At 67.3% G+C, this 12,536-nt stretch carries 7 protein-coding genes; 1 reads left to right on the plus strand and 6 read right to left on the minus strand.

The genetic code is table 11. The features are described from left to right. The first annotated feature begins 13 nt into the window (after positions 1-13). A complete protein-coding gene (locus ACIRS4_RS23310; protein WP_404199068.1) occupies positions 14-1,291 on the plus strand; it encodes a hypothetical protein in 1,278 nt (425 codons plus the stop codon). Positions 1,292-1,361: 70 nt separating this feature from the next. Here ACIRS4_RS23310 and ACIRS4_RS23315 read toward each other — a convergent pair whose 3' ends face one another. The 6 genes from ACIRS4_RS23315 to ACIRS4_RS23340 all read right to left on the minus strand — a co-directional run bounded on the left by ACIRS4_RS23315 (position 1,362) and on the right by ACIRS4_RS23340 (position 12,477). Then, positions 1,362-1,844, minus strand: coding sequence for a DUF1707 and DUF4190 domain-containing protein (locus ACIRS4_RS23315; protein ID WP_404199507.1), 483 nt, complete (start codon positions 1,842-1,844; stop codon positions 1,362-1,364). Positions 1,845-2,081: 237 nt separating this feature from the next. Continuing rightward, positions 2,082-5,981 carry a DNA-directed RNA polymerase subunit beta' gene (locus ACIRS4_RS23320; RefSeq protein ID WP_351094554.1) on the minus strand — a complete coding sequence of 1,300 codons (3,900 nt, stop codon included), beginning with the start codon at positions 5,979-5,981 and terminating at the stop codon, positions 2,082-2,084. 94 nt (positions 5,982-6,075) lie between these two features. Continuing rightward, on the minus strand, positions 6,076-9,561 hold the full coding sequence (rpoB, locus tag ACIRS4_RS23325) for a DNA-directed RNA polymerase subunit beta (protein WP_404199071.1): 3,486 nt from the start codon (positions 9,559-9,561) through the stop codon (positions 6,076-6,078). A 567-nt stretch (positions 9,562-10,128) separates the two neighbouring features. Continuing rightward, entirely contained in the window at positions 10,129-10,512 is a 384-nt protein-coding gene (gene rplL / locus ACIRS4_RS23330) for a 50S ribosomal protein L7/L12 (protein ID WP_358798442.1), read from the minus strand. 124 nt (positions 10,513-10,636) lie between these two features. Further along, the gene (rplJ, locus tag ACIRS4_RS23335; protein WP_130441031.1) at positions 10,637-11,167 is read right to left on the minus strand and encodes a 50S ribosomal protein L10; all 531 of its coding nucleotides are present in this window, start codon (positions 11,165-11,167) and stop codon (positions 10,637-10,639) included. Positions 11,168-11,499: 332 nt separating this feature from the next. Further along, a complete protein-coding gene (locus ACIRS4_RS23340; protein WP_404199074.1) occupies positions 11,500-12,477 on the minus strand; it encodes a hypothetical protein in 978 nt (325 codons plus the stop codon). Between the last annotated feature and the right edge of the window lie 59 nt (positions 12,478-12,536).

A 12,536-nucleotide genomic window follows, 5' to 3' on the forward strand; every position in this document is an offset into this window, starting at 1 on the left:
GGGGTCCACACTCATGAGCACGGCTTCCAGCAGCGCGGCGACGGATCCCGCCGTGCCCGGCGAGCAGGAGGCGCGGCCCCGAAGACTGAGCCGCCTCACCCTGCCGGCCGGTGTACGACCGTACCTCGCCCCGCTGCTCCTGTACGGCGTGACCAAGCTCGTCGGGCTCACCGTCTTCGCCGTGCTGCTGGAGGCCGCCGGGGACTACGAGAAGAAGGAGCCGCGGTTCGGCGGCGGCGCCCACTGGTGGGACGTGCTCGGCACCTGGGACGGCTGGTGGTACCTCCAGGTCGCCGAGAAGGGGTACGACCCGGCGCCCCTGGAGCGGCTCGCCCCGGGCGGGCTGTTCACGGTGAAGCAGAACTCCGTCGCCTTCTTCCCCCTCTACCCGGGCCTGATCAGGGGCGTCTCCGAGGTCACCGGGCTCGGCCTGTTCGGCTCCGGGCTCCTCGTCTCGGTGGTCGCGTCCTTCGTCGCGGCGGCCGGGATCTATGCCGTGATCTCGACGCTCGCCGGCGTCCGGGCCGGCACGATCGCCGCCGGACTGTGGGCCGTGGCGCCCGGCGCGGGCGTCGAGTGGGCGGTGTACTCGGAGTCCCTGTTCGTGGCGATCGCGGCCTGGTGCTGCTACTGCGTGATGAAGCGCCGCTGGGTGGCCGCGGGGCTGCTCGCCTTCGTCGCCGGGTTGAACCGGCCGACGGCCGCCTCGCTCATCGGCGCGGTGGGGCTGGCCGCGCTGGTGACGCTGGTCCGGCGGGAGAGCCGACGCGAGCACGGGGTGGCCGGCCCGCTGTACGCCATGTTCGCCGCGCCGCTCGGCCTGATCACCTACATCACCTGGGTCAGCCTCAACATGGGCTCCTTCACGGCGTACTTCACGCTCCAGCGGGAGGGGTGGGCGCACTACTTCGACTTCGGCGCCTACACGCTCGACGTCCTGGGCAACATCGCCGTCGGGCACGACCACTACCTGTTCTCGTTCACCACGTCCGACCTCATCGCCGTCCAACTGGTGCTGGCGCTGCCGTTCCTGATCGCGCTGATGCTGCGCAAGAAGCCGCCGCTGGTGCTGGTCGCGTACACGCTGGCGAGCGTCGTGACCGTGCTGGGCACCCAGCAGATGTTCGGCAACACCCCTCGCTATCTGCTGCCGGTGTTCCCGCTGCTGCTCGGACCGGCGGCCGCGATGAGCCGGCTGAAGTGGCCGAGCCTGACGGTGTTCTTCACCACGGCGGCGCTGGCGTCGGGCTGGTACGCGCACTACGTGATGTTCGAACTGGGCATCCCGTAACCGGCAGGGCCTCCGTGGACGGCGGAGGCTCCCTTGGACGGCGGAGACTCCCACCGGCGGGGCGCCGTGCTCAGCCGGACGAGGACGACCCCACGGCCACCAGCATGACCGCCAGGATGAAGGCCCATCCCGCCACCGCCAGCCAGCCCAGGATCAGGCCGGCCAGGGCGAACCCGTCGCCGCCCTCCCCCGTGCGGCGGATCTCCGCGCGGGCCGAGTGCCCGAGGATCACCGCGGGGATGCCGGTGATGCCCGCCGTCATCGTGGTGAGCACACCGCAGACCAGGGCGCCGATCGCCTTGCCGTTCGTGGGCGGCGGCGGGGCGGGCAGGAACGTGCGCGGAACCGCCGTGGGATAGGCCTGCAGGGCCGACTGGACGGGCATGGGCCCCTGCGGGAGGTCGGCGACGACGAGGGACAACTCGCCCACCGTACGGGCCTGGTAGACCCGCGCCACCCGCTTGTCGAGCTCGGCCTGCTGAAGGCGTCCTTCGGCGAAACCGGCTCTGAGCACGTCGACGGCGCGCTCGCGGTCCGCGTTCGCGGCCAGCATCGACGGGCTGCTCTGGCCCTGCCACGGCTGCCATGGCGACGGAAACGACACGGGCACCTCACCTCCCCCGGACGGCATGAACGCCTCCATCATTCACCTACGCTCGGCGCGGCGCGATGGTTCCCCCCTCGCACCGACTCGCCGGAAACCGTGCGACGACGGGGCGGACGCCCCCGTCCACGCCGAAGGGCGGCCACCCCAGGGGGTGACCGCCCTTCAGAGCGTCAGACGTACGCCTTACTGGTTGTACGGACCGTAGTCGTAGTCCTCCAGCGGAACGGCCTGGCCGGAGCCCGTGCCGAACGGCGAGTAGTCGATGTCGTCGTAGCCGACGGCCGAGTACATCGCGGCCTTGGCCTCCTCGGTCGGCTCGACCCGGATGTTGCGGTAGCGGGACAGACCCGTACCGGCCGGGATGAGCTTACCGATGATGACGTTCTCCTTGAGGCCGATCAGGGAGTCGGACTTGGCGTTGATCGCCGCGTCCGTGAGGACCCTGGTCGTCTCCTGGAAGGACGCCGCCGACAGCCAGGACTCCGTGGCCAGCGAGGCCTTGGTGATACCCATGAGCTGCGGACGACCGGAGGCCGGGTGACCGCCCTCCTGGACCACACGACGGTTCTCGGTCTCGAACTTGCCGCGCTCGACGAGCTCGCCCGGCAGCAGCTCCGCGTCGCCGGACTCGATGATCGTCACCCGGCGCAGCATCTGCCGGATGATGATCTCGATGTGCTTGTCGTGGATCGACACGCCCTGCGAGTTGTAGACCTTCTGGACCTCGCCGACCAGGTGGACCTGGACGGCGCGCTGGCCGAGGATGCGCAGCACGTCGTGCGGGTTCTGCGTACCCACGGTCAGCTGCTGGCCGACCTCGACGTGCTCGCCCTCGCTGACCTTCAGACGGGCGCGCTTGGAGATCGGGTAGGCCGTCTCGTCGCTGCCGTCGTCCGGCGTGATGACGATCTTCTTGGTCTTCTCGGTCTCCTCGATCCGCACGCGGCCGGAGGCCTCGGAGATCGGGGCGACACCCTTCGGGGTACGGGCCTCGAAGAGCTCGACGACACGCGGCAGACCCTGGGTGATGTCGTCACCGGCCACACCACCGGTGTGGAAGGTACGCATCGTCAGCTGGGTGCCGGGCTCACCGATGGACTGGGCGGCGATGATGCCGACCGCCTCACCGATATCGACCAGCTTGCCGGTGGCCAGCGAGCGGCCGTAGCACATGGCGCAGGTGCCGACCTGCGACTCACAGGTCAGGATCGAGCGGGTCTTCACCTGCTCGACGCCGTGGCGCACCAGCTGGTCGATGAGCACGTCGCCCAGGTCCACGTTGGCCGGCGCGATCACCTTGCCGTCGATGACGACGTCCTCGGCGAGCATGCGGGCGTAGACGCTGGTCTCGACGTCCCCGGCCTTGCGCAGAACGCCGTTCTCGTCCTTCGAGGCGATCCGCAGCTTCAGACCGCGCTCGGTGCCGCAGTCCTCCTCGCGGATGATGACGTCCTGCGACACGTCGACCAGACGACGGGTCAGGTAACCCGAGTCGGCGGTACGCAGAGCGGTGTCCGCGAGACCCTTACGGGCGCCGTGCGTGGAGATGAAGTACTCCAGCACGGACAGACCCTCACGGAACGACGCCTTGATCGGACGCGGGATCGTCTCGTTCTTCGCGTTCGACACCAGACCACGCATACCGGCGATCTGACGCATCTGCATCATGTTGCCTCGTGCGCCCGAGTTCACCATCATGAAGATCGGGTTGGTCTTCGGGAAGTTGTCGTTCATCGCCTCGGCGACCTCGTTGGTCGCCTGGGTCCAGATCTGGATGAGCTCCTGCGTGCGCTCTTCCTTGGTGATCAGACCGCGCTCGTACTGCTTCTGGACCTTCTCGTCCTTGGCCTCGTACCCGGCGACGATCTCCTTCTTCGCCTCGGGGACGACGACGTCGGAGATGGCGACGGTGACGCCGGAACGGGTGGCCCAGAAGAAGCCGGCCGCCTTCAGGTTGTCGAGCGTCGCCGCCACGATGACCTTGGGGTAGCGCTCGGCGAGGTCGTTGACGATCTCGGAGAGCTGCTTCTTGCCGACCTCGTAGTCGACGAACGGGTAGTCCTCGGGCAGCAGCTCGTTGAAGAGCGCACGGCCCAGCGTGGTCTTCAGCCGGAAGCTGTCACCCTGCTGCCACTCGGCCTCGCCCTCCTCCTGGGCCGGAGGCGTCCAGCCGCGCGGCGGGATGGTGCCCACCGGGAAGCGGACGTCGATCTTCGACTGGAGCGACAGCTCGCCCGCGTCGAAGGCCATGATCGCCTCGGCGACGGAGGAGAAGGAGCGGTCCTCGCCCTTCACGTCCCGCATCTCGCCGTCGGTGGTGAGGAAGAACAGACCGAGGACCATGTCCTGGGTCGGCATCGTCACCGGACGGCCGTCGGCGGGCTTGAGGATGTTGTTCGAGGACAGCATCAGGATGCGGGCCTCGGCCTGCGCCTCCGCGGACAGCGGCAGGTGCACGGCCATCTGGTCGCCGTCGAAGTCCGCGTTGAACGCGGTGCAGACGAGCGGGTGGATCTGGATGGCCTTGCCCTCGACCAGCTGCGGCTCGAAGGCCTGGATGCCGAGGCGGTGCAGGGTGGGCGCACGGTTCAGCAGCACCGGGTGCTCGGCGATGACCTCTTCGAGGACGTCGTACACCACGGTGCGGCCGCGCTCGACCATGCGCTTGGCGCTCTTGATGTTCTGCGCGTGGTTCAGGTCGACCAGGCGCTTCATCACGAACGGCTTGAACAGCTCCAGCGCCATCGCCTTCGGCAGACCGCACTGGTGCAGCTTCAGCTGCGGACCGACGACGATCACGGAACGCGCGGAGTAGTCCACACGCTTGCCGAGCAGGTTCTGACGGAAGCGGCCCTGCTTGCCCTTCAGCATGTCGCTGAGGGACTTCAGCGGGCGGTTGCCGGGGCCCGTCACCGGGCGGCCGCGACGACCGTTGTCGAAGAGGGCGTCAACAGCCTCCTGAAGCATGCGCTTCTCGTTGTTGACGATGATCTCGGGCGCGCCGAGGTCGAGGAGCCTCTTGAGACGGTTGTTGCGGTTGATCACACGGCGGTACAGGTCGTTCAGGTCGGAGGTCGCGAAGCGGCCACCGTCCAGCTGCACCATCGGACGCAGGTCCGGCGGGATGACCGGCACGCAGTCCAGCACCATGCCCTTGGGGCTGTTGCTGGTCTGCAGGAACGCGGAGACGACCTTCAGGCGCTTGAGCGCACGGGTCTTCTTCTGGCCCTTGCCGGTGCGGATGATCTCGCGGAGCTTCTCGGCCTCCTCGTCGAGGTCGAAGGACTCCAGGCGCTTCTGCAGCGCCGCGGCGCCCATCGAGCCGTCGAAGTACGTACCGAAGCGGTCACGCAGCTCGCGGTAGAGGAGCTCGTCGCCCTCCAGGTCCTGGACCTTGAGGTTCTTGAAGCGGGTCCACACCTCGTCGAGACGGTCGATCTCGCGCTGCGCGCGGTCGCGCAGCTGCTTCATCTCACGCTCGGCGCCTTCGCGCACCTTGCGGCGCACGTCGGCCTTGGCGCCCTCGGCCTCCAGCTCGGCCAGGTCGGTCTCGAGCTTCTTGGCGCGGGCCTCCAGGTCGGCGTCCCGGCGGTTCTCGATCTGCTGCCGCTCGACGGAGACGTGCGCCTCCAGGGAGGGCAGGTCGCGGGTGCGGCGCTCCTCGTCGACGTACGTGATCATGTACGCCGCGAAGTAGATGACCTTCTCGAGGTCCTTCGGGGCGAGGTCGAGCAGGTAGCCCAGCCGCGACGGAACGCCCTTGAAGTACCAGATGTGGGTGACGGGGGCGGCCAGCTCGATGTGGCCCATCCGCTCACGGCGCACCTTGGCGCGGGTCACCTCGACGCCGCAGCGCTCACAGATGATGCCCTTGAAGCGGACGCGCTTGTACTTGCCGCAGTAGCACTCCCAGTCCCGGGTCGGACCGAAGATCTTCTCGCAGAAGAGTCCGTCCTTCTCGGGCTTGAGGGTGCGGTAGTTGATGGTCTCGGGCTTCTTGACCTCGCCGTGGCTCCACTGACGGATGTCGTCAGCGGTGGCCAGACCGATCCGGAGCTCATCGAAGAAGTTGACGTCGAGCACTATGCGTCAATCCCTCTCAGGGTTGTAAGTCATGGGGTCTGATACGGGGGTCCTGGGGCCGGCCGGGCTCGTGACGAGCCCGGCCGGACTCCCGTCAGACCTCTTCGACGCTGCTCGGCTCGCGCCGGGACAGGTCGATGCCAAGCTCCTCCGCAGCGCGGAAGACGTCCTCGTCGGTGTCGCGCATCTCGATGGACATGCCGTCGCTGGACAGCACCTCCACGTTCAGGCACAGGGACTGCATCTCCTTGATGAGCACCTTGAAGGACTCGGGGATGCCGGGCTCGGGGATGTTCTCGCCCTTGACGATGGCCTCGTAGACCTTCACGCGGCCGGTGACGTCGTCGGACTTGATGGTCAGGAGCTCCTGGAGGGCGTAGGCGGCGCCGTAAGCCTCCAGCGCCCACACCTCCATCTCACCGAAGCGCTGGCCACCGAACTGGGCCTTACCACCCAGCGGCTGCTGGGTGATCATCGAGTACGGGCCGGTCGAACGGGCGTGCAGCTTGTCGTCGACCAGGTGGTGCAGCTTCAGGATGTACATGTAGCCGACCGAGATCGGGTCCGGGAACGGCTCACCGCTACGGCCGTCGAACAGCCGCGCCTTGCCGGACGGGAGCACCATGCGCTCGCCGTCGCGGTTGGGGATGGTGTGCTGCAGCAGACCCGCCAGCTCGTCCTCACGGGCGCCGTCGAAGACCGGGGTCGCGACGTTGGTGCCCGGCTGGACCGAGTCGGCGCCGATCGCCTGGAGGCGCTGCGCCCACTCCTCGGCGAGACCGGAGACGTCCCAGCCGCGGCTGGCGAGCCAGCCGAGGTGGATCTCCAGCACCTGTCCCGGGTTCATTCGGGACGGGACGCCGAGCGGGTTGAGGATGATGTCGACCGGGGTGCCGTCCTCAAGGAACGGCATGTCCTCGATCGGCAGGATCTTGGAGATGACGCCCTTGTTGCCGTGGCGGCCGGCGAGCTTGTCACCGTCGGTGATCTTGCGCTTCTGCGCGACGTAGACGCGCACCAGCTGGTTCACACCGGGGGGAAGCTCGTCGCCCTCCTCGCGGTCGAAGACGCGGACGCCGATGACCTTGCCGATCTCGCCGTGCGGCACCTTCAGCGAGGTGTCACGGACCTCACGGGCCTTCTCACCGAAGATCGCACGCAGCAGGCGCTCCTCCGGGGTCAGCTCGGTCTCGCCCTTGGGCGTGACCTTGCCGACGAGGATGTCGCCGGCGACGACCTCGGCGCCGATGCGGATGATGCCGCGCTCGTCGAGGTCGGCGAGGACCTCCTCGGAGACGTTCGGGATGTCCCGGGTGATCTCCTCGGGGCCGAGCTTGGTGTCACGGGCGTCGACCTCGTGCTCCTCGATGTGGATCGAGGAGAGGACGTCGTCCTGCACGAGGCGCTGCGACAGGATGATCGCGTCCTCGTAGTTGTGACCCTCCCACGGCATGAACGCCACGAGCAGGTTCTTGCCCAGCGCCATCTCGCCGTTCTCGGTGGCCGGACCGTCGGCCAGGACCTGGCCCTCGATGATCCGGTCGCCCTCGTTGACGATGACCTTCTGGTTGACCGAGGTGCCCTGGTTGGAGCGGGCGAACTTGGCCAGGCGGTACGTGATGTACGTGCCGTCGTCGTTGGTGGTGGTGATGTAGTCGGCGGAGACCTCCTGGACCACACCCGCCTTCTCGGCCTTGACCACGTCGCCGGCGTCGACGGCGGAGCGGTACTCCATGCCGGTGCCGACGAGCGGGGACTCGCTCTTGATGAGCGGCACGGCCTGACGCATCATGTTCGCGCCCATGAGGGCACGGTTGGCGTCGTCGTGCTCGAGGAACGGGATCATGGCGGTCGCGACCGACACCATCTGGCGCGGCGAGACGTCCATGTAGTCCACGTCGTCACCGGGGACGTAGTCGACCTCGCCGCCACGGCGGCGGACCAGGACGCGGTTCTCGGTGAAGCGCAGGTCGTCGTCGAGCGTGGCGTTGGCCTGCGCGATGACGAACCGGTCCTCTTCGTCGGCCGTCAGGTAGTCGACCTCGTCGGTGACGACACCCTCGACGACCTTGCGGTACGGCGTCTCCACGAAGCCGAACGCGTTGACGCGGCCGTAGGAGGCGAGCGAACCGATCAGACCGATGTTCGGGCCTTCGGGCGTCTCGATCGGGCACATGCGGCCGTAGTGCGAGGGGTGCACGTCACGGACCTCGAAGCCGGCCCGCTCACGGGAGAGACCACCCGGGCCGAGCGCGGACAGACGACGCTTGTGCGTCAGCCCGGACAGCGGGTTGTTCTGGTCCATGAACTGCGACAGCTGGCTGGTGCCGAAGAACTCCTTGATGGAGGCGACGACCGGCCGGATGTTGATCAGGGTCTGCGGCGTGATCGCCTCGACGTCCTGGGTCGTCATGCGCTCGCGGACGACGCGCTCCATACGAGCCAGACCCGTGCGGACCTGGTTCTGGATGAGCTCGCCGACGCTGCGCAGACGACGGTTGCCGAAGTGGTCGATGTCGTCGGTCTCGACGACGATCGTCTGACCGTTGTCGCCGACCGTCTCGGTCTCACCGGCGTGCAGCTTGACCAGGTACTTGATGGTCGAGATGACGTCCTCGACCGTCAGGACGCCCGCGTCGAGCGGCGCGTTGCCGGCCAGCTTCTTGTTGACCTTGTAGCGGCCGACCTTGGCGAGGTCGTAGCGCTTGGGGTTGAAGTAGAGGTTCTCCAGCAGCGTCTGCGCGGCCTCACGCGTGGGGGGCTCGCCCGGACGCAGCTTGCGGTAGATGTCGAGCAGCGCGTCGTCCTGGCCCTGGGTGTGGTCCTTCTCCAGGGTGGCGCGCATGGACTCGTACTCGCCGAACTCCTCGAGGATCTGCTCGGTGGTCCAGCCGAGAGCCTTCAGAAGGACGGTGACGGACTGCTTGCGCTTGCGGTCGATGCGCACACCGACCATGTCGCGCTTGTCGATCTCCAGCTCCAGCCAGGCGCCCCGGGAGGGGATGACCTTGGCGGAGAAGATGTCCTTGTCGGACGTCTTGTCGATGGAGGAGTCGAAGTAGACACCCGGCGAACGGACCAGCTGCGACACCACGACACGCTCGGTGCCGTTGATGACGAAGGTGCCCTTGTGGGTCATGAGCGGGAAGTCGCCCATGAAGACCGTCTGGGACTTGATCTCGCCGGTCTCGTTGTTGGTGAACTCGGCCGTGACGAAGAGCGGCGCGGCGTAGGTGAAGTCGCGGTCCTTGCACTCGTCGATGGAGTTCTTCGGCGGCTCGAAACGGTGGTCACGGAAGGTCAGGGACATCGACCCGGAGAAGTCCTCGATCGGGGAGATCTCCTCGAAGATCTCCTCGAGCCCGGACTTCGTGGGGACGTCCTGACCGTTCTCCAGAGCCTCCTCGACCCGACTCTGCCAAGCGGTGTTGCCGAGCAGCCAGTCGAAGCTCTCGGTCTGCAGCGCGAGCAGGTTCGGAACCTCGAGAGGCTCCTTGATCTTTGCAAAGGAAATGCGCAGCGGGGCGGTGCTGGCGCCGTTGTTCGTATTCGCGGTCGAGGCGTTGCGCGAGGCGGCCAAGAGGGGGTCCTTCCGAGGGCTCGGACTCACTACGCGCGTGCCGGCCCCTCTCCCACGCACGGAGGACAGGTGGTGCCCGATCGGCCGAAGGGCCAGGTCAGACGTATCCGGTCGTCGGTGCTAAGGCGAGGGCATGCCCCTGGTGACGGGCAGGGGACAGCTAACAGGCAGCGCAAAGGGTCAGTGTAGCCACTTGGCACACTGATGTCCAGTGCGGGTTTCTCGCGACCCTCGTTGTTCTCAACGCCCTCGGTCTGCTAGTCCTCAACGCACGGTGATACTGCCCTCTTCGTCGTCGATCCATGCCTCGGAACCCGGATCGTTGTGACGACGCGTCCTGAGAATTGCGCGCTGCGTGCGGTTCGTCAAGGCCCCCCGGCTCGAACTCCCTGTCCGAACCGTTGCCCGAACAGAGGTGCCCGGCGACACGACGAAGATCACCATACCCCTCACGCACTCAGGTGCAAGGCAACCGTGGCCGGACCCCGGAAACGCCGAAGAGCGACCACCCAGATGGATGATCGCTCCTCGGTACGTGAGCGTTACAGCCCCTCTCGGGGCCGGCGCTTACTTGACCTCGACGGAGGCGCCGGCGCCCTTGAGGGACTCGGCGGCCTTCTCGGCGGCGTCCTTGGCGACCTTCTCGAGGACGGGCTTCGGGGCGCCGTCCACGAGGTCCTTGGCCTCCTTCAGACCCAGGGAGGTCAGCTCACGCACGACCTTGATGACCTGGATCTTCTTGTCGCCCGCACCGGTGAGGATGACGTCGAACTCGTCCTTCTCCTCCTCGGCCTCGGCGGTGGCGGCCGGACCGGCCGGACCGGCGACGGCGACCGCGGCGGCGGCGGTGACGTCGAACTTGTCCTCGAACGCCTTCACGAACTCGGAGAGCTCGATGAGGGTCATCTCCTCGAACTGCGCGAGCAGGTCTTCCTGGCTGAGCTTCGCCATGGTGGGCGATCCTTCCACTTAATTCGGCTGGTGCCGGATGTACATGTCTGGCGGGCGTACGTGCGGCCCGCTACGACCGTCGCCTCAGGCTTGCCTGGAGGCCACGGTCATTTCGCGAGCCGAGTTACTCGGCACCGCCCTGCTCGGCCTGCTTGGCACGAAGAGCGTCCACGGTGCGGACGAGCTTCGAGGGAAGCGCCTGGAAGAGCTGAGCAGCCTGAGACTGCTTGCCCTTGAAGGCACCCGCCAGCTTGCTGAGCAGAACCTCGCGGGACTCGAGGTCCGCAAGCTTCTTGATCTCGTCGGCGGACAGCGCCTTGCCGTCAAGGACACCGCCCTTGATGACGAGGTTGGGGTTGTCCTTGGCGAAGTCACGAAGACCCTTGGCCGACTCCACCGGGTCACCGGTGACGAAGGCGACCGCCGTCGGACCGTTGAACAGGTCGTCGAGCGTCGTGATCCCGGCCTCGTTGGCCGCAATCTTGGTCAGCGTGTTCTTCACCACGGCGTACTGGGCGTTCTCACCGAGCGAACGGCGCAGGTTCTTGAGCTGCGCCACGGAGAGACCCCGGTACTCGGTCAGCACAGCGGCGTTCGAGCTGCGGAACTGCTCCGTCAGCTCGGCTACCGCGGCAGCCTTGTCGGGCCTTGCCATAGAGCGTCGGCCTCCTTCCGGGTGATGAGGACCGCTCAGAAGGGGCTACGACAGACGAAACGCCCCGGCGCAGGCGCACGGGGCGTAGCTCGACCGGACGACATCCGTCGAAGGACGGACTGCGGCCGGGAGCACTTCCACTCACACCTGCGCGGGTCGCCCGCATATCAGCGGATCCTTCGGTCACCGGGCTCTTTCGCAAGGGCACGGCAACGACCAGCGGTCTTTGGCTTCTCCGGAAGAGTACGGGAACGGATCGCCGTCAAGCAAATCCGTTCCCCGCACGGTCGTGAGTGAGTGAGTAAGTCAGGGGACGCGGTGAGGAGAACGGGTCAGGCCGCGGGCGCGGGGTCCAGCCCGGAGACGTCCAGGTCCGACCCGATGTCGGAGAGCTCCTTGTCGAGCGCCGGGTCGCCGGTGCTCTCGCCGATGCCCTTCGCGATCTCCTTGAACATCTGCGCCATGTCGAAGGTCTGGGCCGCCGGCGGCGCCTTGACCTCGGCCTTGGCACCGTAGTCGGAGAAGGTCATCGACATGCGGACCTTGCCCTGCGGAGCGTCCATGCCGATGTCCATCCGCGCCGGCAGGTCGTCGCCGTTGACCCACACATCCGTGTCGTAGCCCTTGATGCCGGCCTTCTCGACCTGCTTGAGCACCTCGGCACGCTTCTTCGGGTCGAGGACGTCCAGCGAGTCGTTGGCCTCCAGCATCTCCTTCACCGTGAGGGTGCCCTTGTAGTGCTCGGCCTCCTCGCCGCCGATCTTCTCGCTGCCCACGTGCTTCAGGTTGGGCGAGTCGAGGAGCATGGCCAGCTGCTGCGCCGGGTCCTGGTTCATGTTCTCCAGGCCGGAGGACATCTGCTTGCGCAGCGCCGGATCGCCGGTGGCCTCCGCCATCGCGTTCAGGTCCATCTTCATCCAGCGCTTGCCGTCCATCTCGGCGGCCGCCTTGTCCCCCATGTCCAGGTACATGACGTTGTCGCGCATGATCATGCGTACCCGCTCCGGGGCGCCGGGTTCCTGCGCCAGCGCCGAGCTCTCCATCGTCAGGTCCATGACGGCCGGGTCCCAGCCCATGGTCCCGGACATCTTCATGTCGCCGCCGCCCTTCATGGCGGCCGGCATCGACATCGTCATGGAGACCTTGGCCGACTTGGCCTCGGACGTCTTCTCGTAGGCGGCCGTCAGCACCTGAGCCGCGGACCGCTCGGCCCCCCGCTTGACGCCCTTGCCCGCCCCCGCGCAGCCCACCGCGCCCGTGAGCATCAGGACCACGACCGTGGCCGCGGCGGTGTTTCTAGTTACGCTCATGTGTGTCCCCCCAGGACATCGGGACGCGTTCGTCCCCCGCGTCCATCACCCAACCGGGA

The sequence above is a fragment of the Streptomyces sp. NPDC101166 genome (genome assembly GCF_044768125.1).
Lineage (GTDB): Bacteria > Actinomycetota > Actinomycetes > Streptomycetales > Streptomycetaceae > Streptomyces.

Excerpts from the sequence above, each read along its gene's own strand:
- ACIRS4_RS23310 (WP_404199068.1), top strand. The coding sequence starts at position 14 with ATGAGCACGGCTTCCAGCAGCGCGGCGACGGATCCCGCCGTGCCCGGC.
- ACIRS4_RS23315 (WP_404199507.1), bottom strand. The coding sequence starts at position 1,844 with ATGCTGGCCGCGAACGCGGACCGCGAGCGCGCCGTCGACGTGCTCAGA.
- rplL (WP_358798442.1), bottom strand. The coding sequence starts at position 10,512 with ATGGCGAAGCTCAGCCAGGAAGACCTGCTCGCGCAGTTCGAGGAGATG.
- rplJ (WP_130441031.1), bottom strand. The coding sequence starts at position 11,167 with ATGGCAAGGCCCGACAAGGCTGCCGCGGTAGCCGAGCTGACGGAGCAG.
- ACIRS4_RS23340 (WP_404199074.1), bottom strand. The coding sequence starts at position 12,477 with ATGAGCGTAACTAGAAACACCGCCGCGGCCACGGTCGTGGTCCTGATG.